The sequence below is a fragment of the Paraburkholderia diazotrophica genome (assembly GCF_038900755.1).
Lineage (GTDB): Bacteria > Pseudomonadota > Gammaproteobacteria > Burkholderiales > Burkholderiaceae > Paraburkholderia > Paraburkholderia diazotrophica_A.
Window position 1 is genome coordinate 1 of the sequence record NZ_JBBPEN010000021.1, and the last position, 20,905, is coordinate 20,905.

General features: G+C 58.8%; 19 protein-coding genes and 2 pseudogenes. 13 read left to right on the forward strand and 8 right to left on the reverse strand.

All coding sequences use genetic code 11. From position 1 onward, the window contains the following. Window positions 1–321 precede the first annotated feature (321 nt). The 3 genes and pseudogenes from AABE10_RS33635 to AABE10_RS33645 all read right to left on the reverse strand — a co-directional run. Window positions 322–1,177 (reverse strand): annotated as a pseudogene (locus AABE10_RS33635) (LysR substrate-binding domain-containing protein); the annotation flags it as partial. Window positions 1,178–1,360: 183 nt separating this feature from the next. Beyond that, window positions 1,361–2,431 carry an alanine racemase gene (alr, locus tag AABE10_RS33640; protein ID WP_342937420.1) on the reverse strand — a complete coding sequence of 357 codons (1,071 nt, stop codon included), beginning with the start codon at window positions 2,429–2,431 and terminating at the stop codon, window positions 1,361–1,363. Window positions 2,432–2,529: 98 nt separating this feature from the next. Then, window positions 2,530–3,822: a D-amino acid dehydrogenase gene (locus AABE10_RS33645; RefSeq protein ID WP_342937421.1), complete on the reverse strand. Its 1,293-nt coding sequence runs from the start codon at window positions 3,820–3,822 to the stop codon at window positions 2,530–2,532. A 325-nt stretch (window positions 3,823–4,147) separates the two neighbouring features. On the opposite strand from AABE10_RS33645, the gene AABE10_RS33650 reads away from it, so the two are divergent. The 11 genes from AABE10_RS33650 (at window position 4,148) to AABE10_RS33700 (ending at window position 15,192) form a co-directional block, all read left to right on the forward strand. Beyond that, complete coding sequence (locus tag AABE10_RS33650; RefSeq protein ID WP_342937422.1) at window positions 4,148–4,978, forward strand: substrate-binding periplasmic protein; 831 nt, start codon at window positions 4,148–4,150, stop codon at window positions 4,976–4,978. A gap of 343 nt (window positions 4,979–5,321) precedes the next feature. After that, window positions 5,322–6,155: an amino acid ABC transporter ATP-binding protein gene (locus tag AABE10_RS33655; RefSeq protein WP_342937423.1), complete on the forward strand. Its 834-nt coding sequence runs from the start codon at window positions 5,322–5,324 to the stop codon at window positions 6,153–6,155. A gap of 8 nt (window positions 6,156–6,163) precedes the next feature. Beyond that, window positions 6,164–6,832, forward strand: coding sequence for an amino acid ABC transporter permease (locus AABE10_RS33660; RefSeq protein WP_342937424.1), 669 nt, complete (start codon window positions 6,164–6,166; stop codon window positions 6,830–6,832). A gap of 10 nt (window positions 6,833–6,842) precedes the next feature. Continuing rightward, complete coding sequence (locus AABE10_RS33665) at window positions 6,843–7,508, forward strand: amino acid ABC transporter permease (RefSeq protein WP_342937425.1); 666 nt, start codon at window positions 6,843–6,845, stop codon at window positions 7,506–7,508. A gap of 32 nt (window positions 7,509–7,540) precedes the next feature. Beyond that, window positions 7,541–8,419: a 4-hydroxy-tetrahydrodipicolinate synthase gene (gene dapA / locus AABE10_RS33670; RefSeq protein WP_342937426.1), complete on the forward strand. Its 879-nt coding sequence runs from the start codon at window positions 7,541–7,543 to the stop codon at window positions 8,417–8,419. 55 nt (window positions 8,420–8,474) lie between these two features. Continuing rightward, window positions 8,475–9,491 (forward strand): 4-hydroxyproline epimerase, encoded by a 1,017-nt coding sequence (locus AABE10_RS33675; protein ID WP_342937427.1) that lies wholly within the window; start codon window positions 8,475–8,477, stop codon window positions 9,489–9,491. Then, window positions 9,488–10,777, forward strand: a complete 1,290-nt coding sequence (locus AABE10_RS33680; RefSeq protein WP_342937428.1) for an NAD(P)/FAD-dependent oxidoreductase — start codon at window positions 9,488–9,490, stop codon at window positions 10,775–10,777. Before AABE10_RS33675 ends, AABE10_RS33680 begins: the two co-directional genes overlap by 4 nt. 40 nt (window positions 10,778–10,817) lie before the next feature. Beyond that, window positions 10,818–11,891 (forward strand): proline racemase family protein, encoded by a 1,074-nt coding sequence (locus tag AABE10_RS33685; protein WP_342937429.1) that lies wholly within the window; start codon window positions 10,818–10,820, stop codon window positions 11,889–11,891. Window positions 11,892–11,893: 2 nt separating this feature from the next. Continuing rightward, entirely contained in the window at window positions 11,894–13,375 is a 1,482-nt protein-coding gene (locus AABE10_RS33690; protein WP_342937430.1) for an aldehyde dehydrogenase family protein, read from the forward strand. 11 nt (window positions 13,376–13,386) lie between these two features. Continuing rightward, a complete protein-coding gene (locus AABE10_RS33695; RefSeq protein ID WP_087733494.1) occupies window positions 13,387–14,418 on the forward strand; it encodes a proline racemase family protein in 1,032 nt (343 codons plus the stop codon). A 72-nt stretch (window positions 14,419–14,490) separates the two neighbouring features. Beyond that, a complete protein-coding gene (locus AABE10_RS33700; protein WP_342937431.1) occupies window positions 14,491–15,192 on the forward strand; it encodes a GntR family transcriptional regulator in 702 nt (233 codons plus the stop codon). 51 nt (window positions 15,193–15,243) lie between these two features. Here AABE10_RS33700 and AABE10_RS33705 read toward each other — a convergent pair whose 3' ends face one another. Next, a complete protein-coding gene (locus AABE10_RS33705; protein ID WP_342937432.1) occupies window positions 15,244–16,656 on the reverse strand; it encodes a PLP-dependent aminotransferase family protein in 1,413 nt (470 codons plus the stop codon). 114 nt (window positions 16,657–16,770) lie between these two features. Here AABE10_RS33705 and AABE10_RS33710 point away from each other — a divergent pair, with 114 nt between their 5' ends. Beyond that, window positions 16,771–18,096 (forward strand): aspartate aminotransferase family protein, encoded by a 1,326-nt coding sequence (locus AABE10_RS33710; protein ID WP_342937433.1) that lies wholly within the window; start codon window positions 16,771–16,773, stop codon window positions 18,094–18,096. A 1,080-nt stretch (window positions 18,097–19,176) separates the two neighbouring features. On the opposite strand, the gene AABE10_RS33715 is transcribed toward AABE10_RS33710, so the two are convergent. The 4 genes from AABE10_RS33715 to AABE10_RS33730 all read right to left on the reverse strand — a co-directional run bounded on the left by AABE10_RS33715 (window position 19,177) and on the right by AABE10_RS33730 (window position 20,351). After that, complete coding sequence (locus tag AABE10_RS33715) at window positions 19,177–19,461, reverse strand: hypothetical protein (RefSeq protein WP_342937434.1); 285 nt, start codon at window positions 19,459–19,461, stop codon at window positions 19,177–19,179. Window positions 19,462–19,580: 119 nt separating this feature from the next. Then, entirely contained in the window at window positions 19,581–19,859 is a 279-nt protein-coding gene (locus AABE10_RS33720) for a hypothetical protein (RefSeq protein WP_342937435.1), read from the reverse strand. 10 nt (window positions 19,860–19,869) lie between these two features. Further along, window positions 19,870–20,079, reverse strand: coding sequence for a hypothetical protein (locus tag AABE10_RS33725; RefSeq protein WP_342937436.1), 210 nt, complete (start codon window positions 20,077–20,079; stop codon window positions 19,870–19,872). Between the two features lie 26 nt (window positions 20,080–20,105). Further along, complete coding sequence (locus tag AABE10_RS33730; RefSeq protein ID WP_342937437.1) at window positions 20,106–20,351, reverse strand: hypothetical protein; 246 nt, start codon at window positions 20,349–20,351, stop codon at window positions 20,106–20,108. Between the two features lie 313 nt (window positions 20,352–20,664). Between AABE10_RS33730 and AABE10_RS33735 the strand changes: the two are divergent. After that, window positions 20,665–20,861: pseudogene (locus AABE10_RS33735) on the forward strand (hypothetical protein); the annotation flags it as partial. Window positions 20,862–20,905: the final 44 nt, after the last annotated feature.

Consider the following 20,905-nt stretch of genomic DNA (forward strand, 5'->3'; position numbering starts at 1 on the left):
TTCGACTGTCTGAGACACTGTGTCCATTCTCCCCAGTTTGTGGACACTGTCGGTCACTCGTGCCCGTTGCGGCCAATGATTGCATCTTCTACGCGGAACGTGGCGACGGTACAGATCGAACGCTTACCATCAGGATGGCGATCTAAAACGGTCGCCCGACGCTCCCTTTGTCGTTGGAGTGGACGCATTGCGACGGCATGCCTAAGCTCGAGCGAAGGACTATGGAGGGAGGGGCGGATCGACTGGGTACTCAAACATCCTGCGCCCGATGTGGCTTCTAATTGCTTGTGATGACAGCCGACATGAGCAGTGCGCACTCACGAGTCGCGTCAAGGATTCGCGGGCTCGTGCGCAGAACAGCTCGGCGATGCCCGGCAGCGGCTGCGTCGACGCGTATAGCTGGTCACGAATCTCGGGCTGGAAAGGCCGCACGGCGACACGGTTTTTCGCGTACGCCGCCGTCACGGGATCGATCAGCGCGACACCAGCGCCGTTGGCGACCAGCGCGACGATGGTCTGCGACAGCTGCGCCTCAACGCTCATCTGACGCTGGACGTTGTGCTCGACGAATACGCGGTCGATAGCCGTGAGCGCGTCGAACGAGCGCGGGAAGGAGATGAACGATTCGCCTTCCAGGTCGGCGGCGCTTAAGCGCTCGCTTTCTCGCAAGCCTGTGCGTGAGCGGCAGAATGCAGCGCATCGACGCATCCGTCAGCCGTTCGCGCCGCACGGACGGATGCGGAATCGCTTCGGCGATGAACCCGACATCGTATCGGCCCGACGCCACCATGTCCACGACGGTGCTCGCGCTATGCGTGAGCAAGGTCACGTCGATGCCCGGATGCGCCTGCACGAACTGCGCGACGACGGCGGGCAACAGTTCGAGCGCGATGGCGGGCGATCCCGCCACCCGCAGCGAGCCGCGCCGCATCGCGCGTATCTGCTGGGCCGCATGGCCAATGCGGTCGAGACCGACAAACGCGCGCTCTACTTCCTCATATAGCACGCGTGCTTCTGCGGTCGGCACCAGCCGTCCCTGCTGACGCTCGAACAGCGTGAAGCCCACGCTGTCCTCGAAGTCCGCGATCAGGCGGCTCACCGCCGGCTGCGAGATATGCAGCAACTGCGCCGCGCGCGTCACCTTGTGCCGCTGGATAAGTGCACGGAAAGCTTCCACCTATCGGATCTTGAGACCGTGTTATGAACTTTGAAGTACTGGCACTGCATGCACAGGCATAAGCATGGCGAAGACCGCGAAATGAAGCCCGGCAAGAGCCGCACAGACCGTGCTGATCGGCGGAGGGCTCTTGCTGTGGCTGTTCGCCTCGCAGTTCTCCCACAGACAGCTCGAATGGCTTGTCTATGGTGACACGCTCAACGGAACCCGGCGCGCTAACGCGCACATCAACTCGTATCCAATCGTACCAGACGCGGACGCGACGTCATCAATCGTGACTTGTTCGCCCCAGAGCTCGACTCTCGAACCAATGCTCGCGTTGGGGCAGGGCGTCAGGTCCACGGTGAGCATGTCCATTGAAACGCGGCCGACGGTGCGCGTGATGATGCCGTCGACGGAGATTGGTGTACCGGTCGGCGCATGGCGCGGGTAGCCGTCTGCGTATCCACACGCAACCACGCCGATTCGTATCTCTTCCTCGGCTCGAAAGGTTCGCGCATAGCCGACCGTCTCGCCAGCGCGCATCGTCTGGACCCCGATGAGTTCGCTGCGCAATGTCATGGAGGCACGCAGCCCAACGTCCTTGATGTCCCTGGATTGCCCTGAAGGCGAAGCTCCGTACAGAACGATTCCAGGTCGCACCCAGTCGCGATGAGCTGGCGAATGCCAAAGAGCTGCTGCCGAGTTCGAGAGACTGCGCTCCCCAGGAATATCGCGTGTCGCCTCATCGAACTGGTCGAGCTGCCAGTCGACGCTGCCTTCGTCTGCATTCGCGAAGTGGCTCATGAGCGTAACGCAGCCGATGCCTTCAGATGCGCGAGCGCGCTCCCAAGCTGCCCGATAGTTTTCCGGCGTGAATCCGAGCCGGTTCATCCCCGAGTTCATCTTCAGATAAATGTCAATTGGCCGCCGGGGCTTTGCGGCAACAATCAGTGCACGCTGCTCGTCGCAATGCACGGCGACCGTTAGCCCGAACTCTTCGGCAGTCTTCACGTCATCGTTTGTGAACACGCCTTCGAGCAGAAGAACAGGTTTCTTCCACCCCAGTTCTCGAACGCGAACCGCTTCGTCGAGGTCGAGTAGTGCGATTCCGTTTGCTGCTCCCAGACCACTATAAATCCGTTCGATTCCGTGTCCGTATGCGTTTGCCTTCACGACGGCCCAGACGCGAGAATTCGCAACCTTTCTTCGGACGACCTCGAGGTTGTGTTTGACAGCGTTGGGATGGATGGAAGCTTTAATTGGGCGCGGCATGGCTTGAATTCGTAGAGAGTTTCGAACGAAGAGCGTTTGGGCCTATGGCGAGTCGGAAGGCCACCCGCACAGGTGCATACGTGTCGAACGGCTAACGCTTAGTTAAGTGCAAAATCCTCGGGCACAGGCGCCTCTTTCTCGTATCGGAAGACGTTGAGGTCATCGAACTGGATTGCAGGCCTACGGCCCGAAATAAGGTCAGCCAGAAGCTGCGCCGAGCCGCACGACATCGTCCAGCCCAACGTCCCATGGCCGGTATTCAGATAGAGGTTAGGCACAGCGGTGTGGCCGACAATCGGAGTCCCGTCCGGCGTCATTGGGCGTAGCCCCGTCCAGAAGGTCGCATGAGTCGTATCGCCGCCGCCCGGAAACAAGTCGTTCACGCACATTTCGAGCGTCTCACGACGAGCCTCGCGCAAGCGCTTGTCGAAACCAACAATCTCGGCCATACCGCCCACGCGAATGCGCTTGTCGAAGCGCGTGATGGCGATTTTGTAGGTTTCGTCGAGGACAGTTGAGACGGGCGCGCGCACCTCGTCGAGGATAGGCGCGGTGATGGAATATCCTTTGAGGGGGTAGACCGGAATCTTGACGAGGCCAGACAGGAAGTTCGTCGAGTAGGAACCGAATGCGACGACGAACGCGTCAGAATGAATCAGCTTGGCGCCATGGCGCACGCCAACCACCTTGCCTCCTTCGACTACCAGCCCATCAACCGTCGTGTTGTAACGGAAGTTCACACCTGCCTTTTCAGCAAGCGCCGCGAGTCGGGTCGTGAACAACTGACAGTCGCCCGTCTCGTCACCAGGCAACCGCAGTCCGCCCGTCAGCTTATGCGACGTTGCAGCGAGGGCAGGCTCGGCTTTCGCAAGCTTACTAGCCGTTAGCAACTCGTACGGGACATTCGCCTCCTTCAGCACGGCAATGTCCTTCGCCGCGCCTTCGAACTGCTGCTGCGTACGGAATACCTGCAGCGTGCCACCCGTACGGCCTTCGTACTGAATGCCCGTTTCTGCACGCAAAGTCTTGAGGCAATCGCGACTGTATTCTGCGAGTCGGACCATGCGGTTCTTGTTAATGGCATAGCGCTCAGCGGTGCAGTTCTGCAGCATCTGCCACATCCACTGAAGCTGAAACTGCTTGTCCTCATCGTCCGGTCTGATAGCCAGCGGCGCGTGCTTCTGGAACATCCACTTCACTGCCTTCAGAGGTACGCCGGGCGCCGCCCATGGGGCGGCATATCCTGGCGAAATCTGTCCTGCATTCGCAAAGCTCGTCTCCAGTGCTGGACCTTTCTCCCGGTCGAGAACGATGACCTCATGACCCGCCTGCGCGAGATAGAAAGCGCTCGTAACGCCAACGACTCCACTTCCGAGGACAACGACTCGCATGTCGGCTGACTCCACAGGAGGGTAAGGAAATGACAAAAACTGCCTAACTACCAGAGCGGCAGGAAACACAGTGATGCTATTTCCAATAATGTAGTTTTTAATAATGTTTTACGCCGAGATTTTGGTTGTATCAACTGTTGTCGACGCGAGAGGCTGTCTTGATAAGGAAAAGCGCCGTTGCAACCCGCCGAATTAGGGCAATCGCCTAGTTGACAGTCCAAATATTGACTTCTTACCATGCATACAGCGCTGCACACATAAAAATACACAAAGATGTGTGGTGGCCGCGTCTGCCTATCGGATTACCCTTATTTGTGAGGTCACTATGATTTGGCTGTCTCGTTTCACTTCTCGAGCTCTTCTGTGTCTGGTTGCAGCCAGCTGCGCTATCGCGAGCGCGCCTTCGCGCGCCGATGACACCGGCTGGGCCAGCGTGAAAAAAGCGGGTGTCCTGCGATGTGGAGCGGCAGTGGCGCCCCCGTATGTCATGCGCGACCCCAAGACTGGGGAATACAGCGGCTTCTTCTCGGAGCTGTGTCGAAACTTCGGGCAGAACGTACTCAAGGTGAAGGTCGAGTTCGTCGATACGACGTGGGATAACATCGTCGCGGGTCTGCAGTCCGACAAATGGGACCTGTCAATGGCACTGAACGATACGCCGGAGCGGGAGAAGGCCATTTCCTTCTCCGCGCCCGCGACGGATTACAACGTCTCATTCGTCTACAACAAGAACAACCCAAAGATTCCTAAGGGTGCCCACACGATTGCGGAAATCGACAAGCCAGGCGTGAATGTGGCGGTAATGTCGGGGACGGCGCAGGACAAGGCTATCTCCGCAGTATTCAAGCAGGCTCAAATCATGCGGCTGCCGGGCAACGACGAAACGCGTCTCGCGTTGATGTCGAAACGTGCGGACCTTCTCGCAGACGCCAATATCACCAACATGCTTCTGACTGAAGCTCATCCGGACTGGGCCGCTACCGTTCAACCGTCACCGCCGCTGGCACAACAGGAAGTCGCATTCGGCGTCCGGAAGGACACATCGCCGGCCGATATTGCCGTCCTTAACAAATATCTGAGCCAACAGGTTAGCTCGGGTGCGGTCAATCGGCTCATCAAGGCGTCTGTTCAGTCCATGCTGGCATCGAATAAGTAGTTCTGAAGTTCCACGCTTGCCCGGCAGGGTGCCGCCCGGCTCCCTGCCGCCTTTGTATCTCCGCTTGCGCCCAGCGCTTTTCTCCTTTTTGCCGTCGCCTCACTTCTTCGCTCGGTGATTTCCCTGGATTTGGACGAACAGTCGTTGACAGTCCTGAATTCGGTCTCCTAGTATTGCATACATGTTTGCACACAATTAAGAGCGCAGAGCTGTGTACGTGATTCAGGGCAGACAGGCTAAAGATGAGCTAGCCGACTTGCGCGTACCGCGTCAGCACATCAGGAAACGTCGGATTCGATTCACAAATCACGCGCCAGTCGGCGCGTCCCGCTGGAGAGATTTCATGTTGTCACCTCAAACCATGGTTTCCCAAAACCACATTCCGTCGGCCGTTGTGGACCTCTCGCCGTCCACGACCGGCGAATTTGTGCAATTCAAGGACGTATTCAAGTCCTACGGCGAAAACCTGGTCGTGATGGACCACATGAATCTCGATATGCGCGCCGACGACCGGCTCGTCATCATCGGCCCCAGTGGCAGTGGGAAGAGCTCGCTTCTGCGCGTGATGATGGGGCTGGAGGGCATCCAGGGCGGACAGATTGGGTTCCAGGGTAAGCCGTATATCTACGGTGCAGATTCTGGCCGGTCAAAGCGCATTGACACGAAACTGCAGAAGCAGATTGGGATGGTGTTTCAGCACTACACGCTGTTTCCGCATCTCTCTGTTTTGAGCAACCTCATCCTCGCGCCTGTCAAGGTCAGCGGCCTTTCCAGGGCGCAGGCAACGGAACGCGCCCGCATGTATCTGGCCCGACTGGGCCTGGAAAGCAAACTCCACGCATATCCCAGCCAGCTCTCCGGCGGCCAGAAACAACGTGTCGCAATTGCCCGCGCGCTGATGCTCGAGCCCAAGCTGATGCTGTTCGACGAAGTGACCTCGGCCCTCGACCCTGAGATGGTCGTCGAAGTACAGAACGTAATGCTTCAACTCGCCGAGCAGAAGATGGCGATGATTATCGTGACGCACGACATGCACTTTGCGCGCGACATCGCTACTCGCGTCGTATTTTGTGCGGGCGGAAAAATCGTCGAACAGGGTGCACCAGCCGACATGTTCAGGTACCCGAAAGAAGCGCGCACTCGCGAATTCCTCGAAAAAGTTCTGCATCTCGATTGAGGTCCGCCATGTATCACTTCGACTTCGACTTCCTTCAAGGCAGTGTGGGCGCGTTGCTCGCCGGTCTCAAGGTCACTATCGAGCTTGCGATTGCATCGAACATCATGGGCCTCGTGCTGGGATTTCTTCTGTGTCTTCTGGCGATGAGCCGTTGGGTCATTCTTCGTTGGCCGGCGCAACTGTTCATTGAGTTCTTCCGCTGCACGCCCGCATTGCTTCAAATCGTCTGGTTCTTCTACTGCATTCCAATGATGGTCGATGTGTTTATCGACCCCATCATGATGGGCGTGCTGGCACTCGGTCTTAACCTGACGGCATTCAACGCCGAGGCCTATCGTGCGGGTGTCCAGGCGGTGCCGAAGGAACACCTTGACGCATCAGTCGCGCTTGGGCTGAAGCCTTGGCAACGCACGGCTTACGTGGTATTGCCGCAAGCGCTTCGTAGTGCGATGCCAGTTCTCATGACCAATGGCATCGGGAGTCTCCAGCAAAGCGCGCTCGTCGCCATCGTCGCGGTCGCGGACCTCATGTATGTCGGAAAGAGCCTCGCGACGGAAGCGTATCGGCCGCTCGAGACCTACACGGTAGTCGCACTCATCTACTTCGCGCTGTCCCTGCCGATTGCAAGACTCGTCCATGTCATCGAGCGTCGTCAGGACCTCGCCGTGCAGCGTTGAGGAGAAGACCATGCATCTCGACTTTTCCACCGTCCTGCCTTACTGGCTCGTTTTGCTGAAAGGGCTGGGGCTTACCGTCGCGTTCACGAGCAGCTGTGCCGTCATTGGCAGCCTCGCAGGGTTTGTTCTCAGTCTCCTGCGGATGTCTCCTTCGCGCTGGATGAAGGCGGCGACAACTCTCTACGTCGAATTCTTCCGTGGGACGCCTTTGCTTATCCAGCTGTTCTGGGTGTACTTCTGCTTCCCCGTGGTCTTCAGGGTTCCGATTCCGCCGTATGTGTCCGTCGTGATTTCGCTGACGCTGTACATGGCGGCCATTACCAGCGAGACCTTTCGCGGTGCGTTGAAATCCATTTCGGCCGAGCAGCACGACGCATGTATCGCGCTGAGCCTTTCCCCTCAGGTAAAGATTCTGTACGTGATTTTCCCGCAGGCGTTGCTGCGCGCCATTCCGCCGCTGCTGTCGAACATCGTCAGTCTGTTCAAGGAAAGCGCGCTCATCTCGTCCGTCGGTGTTGCTGACCTGATGTTTGTCGGGCAGAACATTTCGACCAGTACCGCGCGCCCCGTCGAGTTTCTGACGACCGTTGCAATGATTTATTTCCTTGTCGCTTTCCCGCTGACGCGTCTGGTCGGCGTGGTTGAAACGCGATTGCTCAGGCGTTTTGCCTACTAACCCACCCAGTCCATCGTTAAGTGGAGAAACACATGCAGATGAAAGGAATCCTGCCCGCGCTCGTTACGCCGTTCGACGCGTCGGGCGCCGTCGACCATGACACCCTTGCCAACATCCTCGAGTTCCAGCTCAAGGCAGGGGTCAGCGGGTTCGTGCCCCTGGGCTCGACGGGTGAATACTACGCGCTGACGCACGACGAGCGACGCGCCATTCTGAAGACGGTTCTCGAAGTCGTGGGTGACCGCGGCACGCTTATCGGCGGCGCGAACGGTTCGTGCACCCGCGAAGTCATCGAACAGGTTCAACTCGTTCGCGATGCGGGCTACAAGAACGTGCTCATCGCTCCGCCGTACTACGCTCTGCCGTCGCAACAGGAACTCATCGGCCATTACGAAGCTATTTTGAAGGCAGTGCCGGACGTCGACATCGTCCTGTACAACTATCCGGTGAGGACCAACGTGGAAGTTGGCTTCAGCGTGTTGGACGCCTTCAAGAACAACCCGCGCGTCGTCGGTATCAAGGAAAGCAGTGGCAATCTGCTGCGCGCCATTGAAATCGGCGAGAAGTATAAAAACAACTATCAGTTGTCGTGCGGCTCTGATGACCAGGCGCTCGACTTCTTCCTCTGGGGCGCGAGCAGCTGGATTTGTGGCCCCGCAAACTGCTTCGTGAAGCCGGTGGTGGACTTCTACAACAAGTTCACGGCGGGCGACATTCGCGGCGCTCAGGATGTGATGCGTTCGCTCTTCCCGGTCATGGCGACCATGGAAGCGGGCAAGTTCGTGCAGAAGGTGAAGTACGGTTGCGAGCTCGCCGGCTTCAAGGTCGGCGCGGCGCGCATGCCGTTGCAACCGCTGACCGACGAAGAAAAGGCCGAATTCCGGGCCGTGTTCGAAGCCGCGCAGGCTTGATGAATATACCGGCGGAGCAGTCCGCCGGCATTCCTTTCTTTCGAGACATTCTGGAATGAGCAGACACAGTTTCGTGAGCATCGAAGGGCATACGGAAGGTATGCCTGTTCGTATGGTGGTTGACGGGGCGCCGCCTCTTCAGGGTGCGACCATGGAAGCGCGCCGCAAGGCGTTCATCGAAAGTCACGACTGGATTCGGCGGGCGTTGATGCTCGAACCGCGAGGCCATTCCCATATGTCCGGCACACTGTTTTATCCGCCGCTTTCCGAAGACGCGGACATGAGCCTGCTATTCATTGAAACCTCAGGCTGCCTGCCAATGTGCGGGCATGCTTCGATTGGTTCCATCTCGTTTGCACTCGAAGCCGGGCTCATTCAGCCGAAATTGCCCGACACGGTCGTCGTTGACGTGCCTGCGGGGAAGCTGGCAGCCACATATGAAATGGAAGGCGGTCGGGTCAGGACGGTCCGCTTTACAAACGTGCCGAGCTTCCTTCTTTATCGGGACGTTGAAATCGACCATCCGCATTTCGGCAGACTCAACGTCGATATTGCTTACGGCGGCAATTTCTACCCGATTGTCGAAGTGCAGCCGAACTTTCCCGGTTGTGAGCACTTTTCTCCAGACGAACTTCTGGAGTGGGGACGCCTGATGCAGGCCGCGGTAAATGAAACCATCGAGGTGGTCCATCCAGACAACCCGAGCATTCGAATGGTCAAACACACCATGTGGACGGGGGCACCCATATCAGATAGTGCTGACGCACGCGCGGTCGTTATCGCCGGCGACAGCCTCATCGACCGCTCGCCCTGTGGGACTGGCACATCTGCGCGTGTCGCACAGCGACATGCGCGCGGACTTCTGCGGGAGGGACAGTCCTTCCGGCATCAGAGCCTGATTGGTAGCTGTTTCACCGGCCGAGTCGAATCAACGACAAAACTCAAGAACGGTCTCGATGCTGTTCTACCCAGCGTCGAAGGTCGCGCATGGCTGACGGGGCGCGCCGAACATTACGTCGACGACGCACAGCCGTACGCCCATGGCTTCAGTTTGCAGGAGTATGTCAATTGAACGCAGTTCCTCGCGAAGTGTCTTCACGCGACGGGCTACCTTCCGCTCAGGAAGCGGCCGTGGTGATAGGCGGTGGAATCGTGGGCGTATGCTGCGCGCTCTATCTGCAGCGAGCCGGATACGCCGTCACGCTGATCGACCCGGAGGCGCCGGGCAACAGCACTGCGAAATGGAGTTGTGGCCAGATGGCCGTGAGCGAAATCATTCCGCTCTCCAAGCCAGGCATTCTCATGAAGGTGCCTGGCTGGCTGATGGACCAGAAGGGGCCGCTCGCGCTTCGTCCAAGCGCGCTGCCAGGCATCATCCCATGGTTCCTCCGGTTTCTCATGTGCGCGAGACACTCGAAGATCGTGGACATTGCCCAGTCCATGGCGACGCTCACGCATGACGTCTATTCGGACTTCGCTCCGCTGCTTGAAGCCTGCGACGACAAGACGCTCATGGGCGAGCGCCCCATTCTGGAGGTGTTCGACGACCCTCGTGGACTGGACCACGAGCAGCCGCATCTGGACCTGCGACAGTCGCTTGGTTTCAAGTCACAGCGACTCAACGCGAAGGAAATCAGTGACCTTGAACCGGCACTCGCCGGCAAGTTCGCTCATGGGCTGATTTTCCCTGACTGGCGCGCTGTGAGCGATACGATGGGTTTCATCGCGGCACTCACGGAGAGTTTCGTTGCCCAGGGCGGCCGCCGCATCCAGACTGAAGCCACAAAAATCGACGAATCGAATGGTCGCGCGACGGGGGTCACGCTCGCGAATGGCGAACGTGTTGCAGCGAACCACGTCGTCGCCGCGGCAGGTACCGGCACACGCAGGTTCTTCAACTCGCTTGGCATCGATGTACCGCTGGCAGGGATCGCGGGCTACCAGGCCGTAGTTTCGGACCCGGGTGTCGAAATCCGCCACTCGACCATCTATGCGGACGGGGGCTTTTGCTTCACCCAGATGACCCGGGGTCTCCAGATTGGCGGCACCATCGAGTTCGCTGCCAATGGTGCAGAACCAAATTTCAAGCGTGCGGACATCATCCTTGAAAAAGCGAAACGCGTGCTGCCGGAAATGCGAACGTCGCGGGTCGAGTACGGTGTGGGGTATCGCCCATTCCTTCCCGACACCAAACCCATCATCGACCGCTCTCGCAGGCTGGGCAATGTTTTTATGGCGTTCGGTCATGGGCAGCTTGGCCTCACGCTTGGTGCCACAACGGGCAGGCTGATTGCCGACCTGGTTGAAGGCCGTCCGACCAGGCAAGACCTTGCGCCATTCAGTGCCTACCGGTTCTAGAACAAACGGCTCATCTGAAGCATTTGTCGCGGAGAAACCAATGCGTTGGAACAGGACTTTCACGATGGTGAGTTGCCATGCCGAGGGCGAAATCGGCAATGTGGTGACGGGGGGACTGGTTGACGTGCCCGGCGCAACGATGTTCGACAAGATGATGTATCTCGAAGAACACGGCGACGAACTGCGAAAGATCTGTCTCTTCGAACCTCGCGGGGCTGTCAATCACAACGTCAACTTCATTTTGCCGGCGACGGACCCTCGCGCGCAGATGGGTTACGTGATTGGCGAGTCAACCGAATACGTGGCGATGTCCGGCTCGAATACGATGTGCGTCGCGACAGTACTGCTCGAAACGGGCATTCTGAAGATGGAAGAGCCCGTAACCGAGTTGGTGCTGGAGGCGCCTGCCGCGCTTATTCACGCGCGTTGCGAATGTTCGAACGGCAAGGTAACGCGAATTGAATTCACGAATCAACCGGCCTTCGTTGCTCATCTTGATGCCAATGTCGAGGTCGCTGGTGTCGGGACCATCAAAATCGATGTCGCCTATGGCGGCATGACTTACGCACTTGTCGATGCGCAATCTCTTGGCTTTGAGATTACACCGGACGAGGCGCGAGACCTTTGTGAACTTGGACAGAAAATCAAGGCCGCTGCAGTCGACCAGCTTCCCTTCTCACATCCGCTGAATCCACTCATCAAAGGTGTCACGAACACGCAGTTCATGGGGCCGTTAAAACGGGAAAATGGACGGCTCTTCGCGCGCAATACCGTGATTGTTTCGCCCGGACGCTGTGACCGTTCTCCATGTGGTACGGGAACCTCGTCGCGTCTCGCAGTGTTGCATGCGCGCGGCCTCATTGACGTGGGCGAGAGCTTTATTCACGAATCGATTACTGGTTCGAAATTCGAAAGCCGGGTTGCGTCGACGACGACGGTCGGCGATTACGCAGCCGTGGTGCCCGTCGTAGTTGGCCAGGCATGGATAACCGCCATTTCCCAGATTGGCGCCGACCCGACGGACAGATTCCAGACGGGCTTCACCGTCGCGGATACCTGGCTCGAAGCCGTTGACGACAAACTCATCAAATCGCGAACACAGGAATGCATCTGACCATGAAATCGTACGACAAGCTTTTCATCAACGGCCGCTGGGTCGCGCCCGTGCAAAACGGAACCTTCGAAACCATCGACCCGAGCACGGAAAAGGTGATTGCGAACGTCGCAGCTGCAACTTCGGAAGACGTCGACGCGGCAGTCGAGGCTGCCCGCAAAGCCTTCGACAATGGTCCGTGGCCGCATATGAGCGGCGCTGAGCGTGGCGCTATTCTTCGCAGAATTGGAAAAGGTATTCGCGATCGCCTCCAGGAACTCGCAGAAATCGAGGTGCGCGACAACGGGAAGCCGCTGCCGGAAGCTCTATGGGACCTGGGCGACGCAGCGGGCTGCTTTGAATTCTATGCCGGGCTTGCCGAAATGCTGGACTCTGTTGCGGAGAAGCCTGTCGCGCTGCCCGATGACCGCTTCAGCTCTGTTGCGCGCAAGGAGCCCGTCGGTGTGGCTGGTGCCATCATTCCCTGGAATTTCCCGATGCTGATGGCCGCATGGAAAGTCGCGCCCGCGCTTGCAGCTGGCTGTTCGATGGTCCTGAAGCCGTCAGAGCTGACCCCTTTGACAGCGCTCGAGCTCGGAGACATCGCCGCTGCCGCCGACCTGCCACCCGGTGTGCTCAATATCGTTACCGGCCTGGGTAAGGATGCGGGCGCTCCGCTAAGCGAGCATCCCGGCATCGACAAGCTGGCGTTTACCGGTAGCGTACCGACGGGCAGCCGCATCATGCAGGCGGCCGCCCGCGACATCAAGAACATCAGCCTTGAGCTGGGCGGGAAGTCACCATTTATCGTCTTCGACGATAGCGATATAGATGCTGCGGTCGAATGGATTATGTTTGGCATCTTCTGGAATCAAGGCGAGGTCTGCTCGGCTACATCGCGAGTGCTCGTGCAGCGTGGCATTTACGAGCGCCTGCTCGAACGACTCGAACAGGAAACGCGCAAAATCACTATCGGAAACGGCCTCGAGGATGGCGTGCTGCTCGGTCCTATTGTCAGCCAGGGACAGTACGAAAAGGTGCTTGAGGCGGTACAGCGTGGCAGGGGTGAAGGCGCTCGTCTGGTAACGGGCGGAGGTCGGCCGGCGCATCTCGACAAGGGCTACTTTATGGAGCCGGTGGTATTTGCCGATGTTGCGGCCGAAAGCTGGGTATGGAACGAAGAGATATTTGGTCCCGTGGTCTGCATCCGGCCTTTTGATGAAGAGGCCGAAGCGGTACGTTCCGCGAACGACTCCAGGTTTGGCCTGGCTGCCGCAGTGATGTCTCGTGATGATGCGCGTTGCGAGCGTGTGGCCCGCGCGTTGCGCGCGGGAATAGTCTGGATTAACTGCAGCCAGCCGACGTTCACGGAAGCGCCGTGGGGCGGCTACAAGCAGAGCGGCATTGGTCGCGAACTCGGCGAGTGGGGCTTGAACAACTATCTCGAGACCAAGCAAATTACGCGTTTCAACAGTGACAAGCCTTGGGGCTGGTACATTAGGTAATCGGGACAATCATGCGCTGGAAAAAAACGCTGCAGCTGGTCGACGTTCACTGCGAAGGCGAAATCGGTAAGGTCATCACGGGAGGGGTTGTCGGCATTCCCGGTGAGACGATGCTCGACAAGATGAACTACATCAACGAAGTCGATGACAGTCTTCGAAAGCTCGTCGTGCTGGAGCCTCGTGGATGCCTCCAGATGTCGGTCAATCTCTTGCTGCCGCCGACACGGCCCGAAGCACACGCTGGCTTCATCGTGCTGCAGGCGGACAAGGCACACCCGATGTCGGGCAGTAACGCAATCTGCGTTGTGACTGCGTTGCTGGAGCTGGGCATGGTCGAGATGCAGGAGCCAGAAACGACTGTCGTGCTCGATACGCCGGCAGGACTGGTCACTGCGCGCGCGACATGCAAGGACGGGCGTTGCACGGGCGTTTCGCTCGACATGGTGCCCGCGTTTGTCGAACAGCTGGACTTCAGCTTCGAGACGTCACAGTTCGGAAAAATCATGGCGGACATCGCTTTCGGCGGGGTCTATTACGCGCTCATTGATGTCGAACAGGTGGGGCTGAGGATTGCTCCTGAAAACGCGCGCGAGCTTGCGGAGCTTGGCGTTTCGCTGAAGGATGTCATCAATCGGCAAATCCAGCTACAGCATCCTCTCTACCCGCAAATTAACGAAGTCGCCTATGTGATGTTCCGTAACCGCGTCAGTGACGAGCTGTATCAAACATGCACGACACTGCCTCCCGGCCGGGTTGACAGGTCGCCGTGCGGGACCGGAAGCTCAGCCAACCTCGCGACGCTGGCCGCCCGGGGCCTGGCGGACGTCGGCAGTCGGCTCAAATCGCGCTCGACCATCGGTGGCGAATTCAATGTCGAACTTCTCGGAAAGACCAATGTGGGTGGCAGGCCGGCAGTTCTTCCGCGTATTCAGGGGCGGGCTTGGCTCTACGGTATCCAGCAGATTGGGGTCGACCCCGACGACCCGCTGGCCGATGGCTTCACGCTCAGCGATACGTGGGGCTCGGGTTTCCCGGAGGTCTGAGGTGGAGTGCGCGCGATGATAAACTTGAATGCGCGCCCGTCTTTCCGGGCCCACGATTATGGTGGTGAAACGATGAGCAAAGGTACGGCGGAGACCGAGCCCCGTCGGCATGGCGGCCGATACATCTATGAAGAACTGCGAAAGCAGATTCTGACGCTCCAACTGAAACCAGGTGCCCCGCTGGACGAGGTTTCGCTCGCGGAGCAGTTCGGGCTTTCGCGCTCGCCGGTGCGGGATGCGCTTGCGCGGCTGATTAGCGAAGGGCTGGTGACGATACTTCCCAACCGGACGACGCTTGTGACGCCGTTCGAGATTGAGGAATTTCCGAAATACATTTCGGCGCTGGACCTCATCCAGCGTGCCGTCACGCGCCTCGCGGCTCAGCACCGGACCGATGCCGACCTCGCCCGAATTCGCAAGGCGGATGACGTCTACATGCAGGCGGTTGAGAGTGGCGACTTTCAGGCGATGTCCGAGACCAACAAGGCGCTGCACATGACCATCGCGCATGCGGCCAACAACCCGTACTTCGTGGGGTATTACGAGCGCCTGTTGGGCGAGGGCCAGCGTCTGCTGCATCTGCATTTTGACTTCACGGTCACGTCGCCTACCGCAGCAAAGCTTGGACGTGACCATGAGGAACTGATAGACGCAATAGCGAGGAAAGATGCCGATGCCGCCGAAAAAGCAGCGCACGAACACACCATGCTATTCCAGAAGCGATTCCTCGATTACATGCGGCAGAACATGACGGAGTCGGTGGCGATTCTGTAACCGACGCAGGCAGCTTTGGTCTCTCCAGGGCTGCCTTTTTCTCGCTGTTCGCTATCTGTTTAGTCCCGACAATCCCTTCATGAAGGCCCACAGTTCAGGAACGTCAGACGTCGCTGCGTTGAACCTGAACCATTCCGATGCAGGCTCCCCGGGCCGGAAATACGAACCTGGCGCAAGCCATATGCCTTTTGCCAACGCTTCGTGGGCCACTTCGATGCTGTCCTGAGGCCGGATAGGCAACTTCGCCCACAAGAACAGTCCGGCGGTTGGCGTGTGGAAGACCTTAAGTCCTGCATCGGCCATCGCCTCGGTCACGCGCACGTGAGCATTGAATAACCGCTCTCGGATGTGAGCGGTATGACGCTCGTAGTGACCTTCTATAAGCACGTTCGCGACGGCCCTTTCCGTGACTTCTGACGATGTCAGGCCCACCGCCATCTTGGTCAACGCAAACCGCGAAACCAGGTCGCGGCTCGCGGCGATGTAGCCGACTCGCATTGCGGGAGTAATTGTCTTGGAAAAGCCCGACACGTAGATGACTCGTCGCAATCCTTCCATGGCCGCGAGACAGGGCGCGCCCTGCGGTGCAAGCTCTCTGGAAATGTCGTCTTCAACGACCCACAGGCCTTCACGGTCGGCAATTTGCAGCAGGCGGAACGCGGATGATGCACTGAGCGATGTTCCTGACGGATTTTGCAACACCGTGTTGACGAATATACCCTTCGGCCGATGCAGCCGGACTATCTCTTCCAGTTCGGCGCTATCGATTCCGTCCGGCGTGCGGGGCACGCTCACGACATTCACGAATGCCACTTTCAGAATCTGCAGCAGGTTGCAGTAGCACGGGTCTTCTACGATGACCGTGTCGCCCGGCTGCAGCAGCGTACGGACTATGAGGTCTAGCGCCTGCGTGACACCTTGCGTCAAAAGGACATCAGTGGGTCCAACCGAAAGGGAATACCTGCGCAACGAGCTGGCGATGTGCTCACGCAGGGTAGCAAGCCCGTAAGGATGACCATACCCTCCAATGCGCGGCCCAGGAACGCGGCTTACGACGCGCAGCGCGTGCTGGACGCCGCTTTCGTTTATCCAGTCGTTCGGAATCCAGCCGCATCCCGCCTTGATGGGCACAGACTGGTCTGCAAATACATCAGAGAGGAGCCACGCGGCATTCAGGCGCGGCGCGCTCCAGGCGGGCGCTGCAGGAGCCTTGGCGGCGGGCGTTGCGACGCGATAACCCGCGCCTGCGCGCGCCACAACCAGCCCGAGTGAGACAAGCCGTTGATACGCTTCGGAGACCGTGTAGGTGCTCAGGTTATGCGACTTCGCAAACGCGCGTACTGACGGCAGCGCTGTCCCGGCAGGATACGTCCCATGTCTCAATTCTTCTTCGATTAACGAGACAATCTGGTCCACGAGCGTGCCTTCGTCCTTGCGCGACCGGGACAGCTTCAGCTTGAACATTTCAATACAGTTGGGAAGAAAAAATCAGCACGGTCTGGCGGTTTGACTTTGGCTGTTCAGTGATTGTAGCGTGCGAAGTCGATAGAGTTGGCTCCATATTCACGGAGTCAAATCATGAGCACAACGCAAAGCCCTGACCTTTCGAACTTCTGGATGCCGTTCACGGCGAACCGCCAATTCAAGGCAGCACCCCGACTCTTCAAATCAGCTAAGGGCATGTACTACACGACGGTCGACGACCGTCCCGTGCTCGATGCGACGGCGGGGCTGTGGTGTGTGAACGCCGGCCATGGTCGCTCCGAAATCACAGAGGCCGTGGCCGAACAGCTCGCGACGATGGATTACGCGCCTACGTTCCAGATGGGCCACCCACTCGCGTTTGAAGCAGCGACGAAGGTCGCCGAGTTCATGCCGGCCGGCCTCGACCGCATCTTCTTTACGAACTCGGGTTCAGAGTCAGTCGACACCGCGTTGAAGATGGCACTCGCCTTTCACCGCGCTCGTGGCGAGGGTCAACGTACCCGCTTCATCGGTCGCGAGCGTGGTTATCATGGTGTCGGCTTTGGTGGCATTTCGGTGGGCGGCATTCTTGCGAACCGCAAGACTTTCTCTGGCAACCTGATGCCACACGTCGACCACCTTCCGCATACATTGAACATCGCGGAAGCGGCGTTCACGCGCGGCCAACCGACATGGGGCGCACATCTGGCCGATGAACTTGAGCGGCTGGTAGCTTTGCACGACGCATCGACCATCGCGGCCGTTATTGTTGAGCCGCTGGCCGGTTCGACGGGTGTCATTGTTCCGCCGAAGGGATATCTCGAACGGCTGCGCAAGCTTTGCACGAAGCACGGCATCCTGCTGATTTTCGATGAAGTGATTACCGGTTTTGGTCGCCTCGGTGCGCCCACTGCGAGTGAATACTTCGGCGTGGTGCCGGACATCATCACGATGGCCAAGGCAATCAATAACGCGGCGATACCGATGGGTGCTGTGGCGGCCAGTCGGAAGGTGCACGATACCGTTGTCAACTCCGGAGCCGAGAATGCCATTGAGTTTTTCCACGGCTACACGTACACGGCGCACCCGGCAGCGGCCGCGGCTGCAATCGCAACACTGGACATCTACAAGCGCGACCGGTTGTTCGAGCGTGCGAAAGATTTGTCCGGTGCGTTCGAAGATGCTGTGCACGAACTGCATGGGTCTCCATATGTAAGGGACATCCGCAATCTGGGTCTGGTCGCCGGTGTCGAGCTTGAGTCGCGCGCGGGTGCGCCAGGGGCACGTGCATACGAGGTGTTCCTGAAGTGCTTCGAGGCCGGCGTGCTTGTCCGTTACACGGGTGACATCCTTGCCTTCTCGCCACCGCTGATTGTCGACGAGCAGAAGATTGGCCAGATTTTCTCAACGGTGCGTGACGCCCTGCGTAACGTTGCCTGATTTGAACCGACGGGCCGCATTGGCCAGACACGCATCTGGAGTTTGGAAATGAACGTAGCAAACGAGAAAGCAAATCTCACTGTCAAGCAGATAAGTCACTTCATCAACGACTTACCGCGCCTGCCTGGGCGTGCTGCGCATGGGCAAGGACCACAGCCGTGCGCGGCTGGAAGCCGCCTGCCAGCGCGCTATTGATCTGAAAGCGCCGAGGTTAAAACCAAGCTGTTTTTCCACGACGAGACGTAAGGATTGCTCTTCGGTATGGTCATCTTATCCTCTCAGTCCTGTGAGAGGGCGCACCCGCGTGCACGGCGCCCGTTACCGATATTCACGCATCGTGCAGCCAGTGTGCTCACCGCTCAATCCTTGCGCGACGAACGAACGGGTTCGGCGATTTCGCGGTTTTTATCGCAGAAGAGTCAGTGCCCGATTTGCCGATTGGCCAACCTGCTTGCCGCTGTAAAGGTCCGAGGCGGGCGCCATTGCGGGCCATCCATAGCATGGGCGATGGTCAGTTCGAGGTCGGTGGGGCGCTCACCGACCGGGTCATGGTTGAGGGCGGTGGTGTTTCCCGCGACACAAATACACAATCGCCGGCTTTTCACACGAACGCAAGACAGCCCCAGTAACCGTCGCAGACGGTCTTCGTCAGCGTCCCGACCTGTTCGCCATAGTGGCAGCGACTCGCTTCGCTCCATGCATCGATTATCGATGTCGAAGTGGGGCGTTCCAGTACAAGGACTTCAGGCGGCTTGAAACCGCTCGGCAGCGAGCATTGTGCCGCGGCCGTTCGGCGAGCCGCAGTGGCACCGATGCGGATTGTCGGGTCGCTGCGGGAAGCAAGGAGGCAGAACGACGCGCTTGCGCGGGTGGGTGGGGAGGAGCCGCTATGGAACGTGTTTCTCCCCAAGCGTTGAGCGCCTTCCTGAAGTCGTGACGAACCTTCCGCACCAACTCATGACGCTGTCCAGTCGATGTACACATCAGCAGCGAGCCGCCGGTGGCAGGTGCTGATTAGAAACAGTGTCCTAAGCCTTGAACGGCCAAAAAGAGCATGAAAAGACTTTCCTCTTATGGCATTCACAATTTAAGCATCCTGCCCGAGGTGAGATCGAAAGCATCCGCCAGCATGGCATCGATAAACGCACGAGCTGAGCGGTCAACGCAAATGAGAGCGATGCTGTCCGAGTCGTATATGACAGGATCGGCATAGTCACCGATGACCTTTTGTTTTGACGTCACTGTACGCAACGACCACGAGACGCGGTATCTTAGCGCGACTCCATCGGACGAGCGGACCGTCCGCGGCTCCATGCGCGCTTCAATAACGAATCCGCGATAACGCCCGACGATCTGGTGTTTCATTGATGGCCCCACAAGTTTCTCGATCAATGGCATCTACGGCGCGGAATTGCCGGGCATCGCCGACCGCGGCGACGATGGCCGTCATTGGACCGATGCCACCGCTGGTGTCTTCGTGTCCGTCAGCGTCCGTGACCATCTACATCCGGACGCGCACTGAAGCGCGGCTCGTTGATCCATGCGGTGAGCCAGTCATGGAATTGTCCCCAGTCGTCGGCGAGATCGAGTTCACGTGCGTGCAATCCGCTGTGCCTCCCATCGTCGCCCTTGCCAATCCACGCATAGATTGTCCGCGCGCCATTCCACCAGGCGATCATGCCGTCCGTCAGATCAGCGGTCGTCCCGGCAGGCATCGTGACCAGCAGGCGCGACAAGCGGGCATCGAACTCTTCAAACCTCATCGCTCGCCTCTCAATGCACGAAGCCGAAAAACGCCATCGCGCCTTCTGCTGGCGTCAGGCCCGCCTTGAAGTACCCCTCGAGGCGGTCCGCAATCGCTTCGTCGAGTGTGAAGGGCAGATGGATGTAGCCCACATTGAACGCATGGTCGTACCAGTCGCTGAGCCACGCGCGCAGTTCGATCACATATTGCGGCAATGCATTCGAAGCGTCGTGGTGCATGTACATCTCCCTGGCTTGCAGAACGATCAGGCTGCCTTGCGGCCTATCCCCATCTCCGGTCGGCGCCGGTCCGGCGGAAACACATGCCATGTGCGGTCGGCATGGCGAAAGAAGAAGAGGGAGAACGAGCCAGTCGGCCGGTCGATCTGAATGCACACGCGACACGTTCCACCGGAGCGCGAGCGTTCCAGCAGTCGCACGCGCGCTGCCCGGCTACGTGTCGAGCCAACCAGTTTTTCGACCTGAGAGCGCAGCGATCTGTTGCCCGCCATGACTGTCCCCGCGATGCACGATGAACCGATGCTACGGGCGATCGATGCGTGCGCCCAATCGGCGGCGGCGGAATGTCATCTCAGGAAGCACTGATTTGAGCTGTCAGGATTTCCTGAATGGAGCGGCGTGAAGCACCCCGGCATATAAGGGTCTTTTACGGGTGCCGGGGCTTTTTGCGTGAATGGGCGTTAAGGATTTCCTGACGCGCGAATCAGGATGTCGCACGGCCGTCTTTGCGCGTGCGCTGACTGCAACGCGATTACCGATCGCAGATGATGAGTCATCGAAACGCGATGTTGAGCCCGATGCATCATGATGGCCTATCTGTCCGAGCGGGAGAACGTTGTCGAGCAGGTCGATTCGCTCTGTCGCGGCTGTTCGACGCCTGGTGCGAGACGCGCAGCGTGACGCCGCTCGCCTATCTGTTGCATTGCTGGCCGTTGACCGACAGCGCGCTGGGCGCTTTGCGGCGGGTAGGTGAAGCGATGCGCCATCATGCGGACCAGCTCGCGAGCGGACAACGCAGGCAAAACCGGCAAAGACAACGCACAAA

Excerpts from the sequence above, each read along its gene's own strand:
- AABE10_RS33720 (WP_342937435.1), bottom strand. The coding sequence starts at position 19,859 with ATGAGGTTTGAAGAGTTCGATGCCCGCTTGTCGCGCCTGCTGGTCACG.
- AABE10_RS33660 (WP_342937424.1), top strand. The coding sequence starts at position 6,164 with ATGTATCACTTCGACTTCGACTTCCTTCAAGGCAGTGTGGGCGCGTTG.
- AABE10_RS33695 (WP_087733494.1), top strand. The coding sequence starts at position 13,387 with ATGCGCTGGAAAAAAACGCTGCAGCTGGTCGACGTTCACTGCGAAGGC.
- AABE10_RS33715 (WP_342937434.1), bottom strand. The coding sequence starts at position 19,461 with ATGAAACACCAGATCGTCGGGCGTTATCGCGGATTCGTTATTGAAGCG.
- AABE10_RS33645 (WP_342937421.1), bottom strand. The coding sequence starts at position 3,822 with ATGCGAGTCGTTGTCCTCGGAAGTGGAGTCGTTGGCGTTACGAGCGCT.
- AABE10_RS33725 (WP_342937436.1), bottom strand. The coding sequence starts at position 20,079 with ATGCACCACGACGCTTCGAATGCATTGCCGCAATATGTGATCGAACTG.
- AABE10_RS33690 (WP_342937430.1), top strand. The coding sequence starts at position 11,894 with ATGAAATCGTACGACAAGCTTTTCATCAACGGCCGCTGGGTCGCGCCC.
- AABE10_RS33665 (WP_342937425.1), top strand. The coding sequence starts at position 6,843 with ATGCATCTCGACTTTTCCACCGTCCTGCCTTACTGGCTCGTTTTGCTG.
- dapA (WP_342937426.1), top strand. The coding sequence starts at position 7,541 with ATGCAGATGAAAGGAATCCTGCCCGCGCTCGTTACGCCGTTCGACGCG.
- alr (WP_342937420.1), bottom strand. The coding sequence starts at position 2,431 with ATGCCGCGCCCAATTAAAGCTTCCATCCATCCCAACGCTGTCAAACAC.
- AABE10_RS33675 (WP_342937427.1), top strand. The coding sequence starts at position 8,475 with ATGAGCAGACACAGTTTCGTGAGCATCGAAGGGCATACGGAAGGTATG.
- AABE10_RS33730 (WP_342937437.1), bottom strand. The coding sequence starts at position 20,351 with ATGGCGGGCAACAGATCGCTGCGCTCTCAGGTCGAAAAACTGGTTGGC.
- AABE10_RS33650 (WP_342937422.1), top strand. The coding sequence starts at position 4,148 with ATGATTTGGCTGTCTCGTTTCACTTCTCGAGCTCTTCTGTGTCTGGTT.
- AABE10_RS33700 (WP_342937431.1), top strand. The coding sequence starts at position 14,491 with ATGAGCAAAGGTACGGCGGAGACCGAGCCCCGTCGGCATGGCGGCCGA.
- AABE10_RS33710 (WP_342937433.1), top strand. The coding sequence starts at position 16,771 with ATGAGCACAACGCAAAGCCCTGACCTTTCGAACTTCTGGATGCCGTTC.
- AABE10_RS33685 (WP_342937429.1), top strand. The coding sequence starts at position 10,818 with ATGCGTTGGAACAGGACTTTCACGATGGTGAGTTGCCATGCCGAGGGC.
- AABE10_RS33705 (WP_342937432.1), bottom strand. The coding sequence starts at position 16,656 with ATGTTCAAGCTGAAGCTGTCCCGGTCGCGCAAGGACGAAGGCACGCTC.
- AABE10_RS33655 (WP_342937423.1), top strand. The coding sequence starts at position 5,322 with ATGTTGTCACCTCAAACCATGGTTTCCCAAAACCACATTCCGTCGGCC.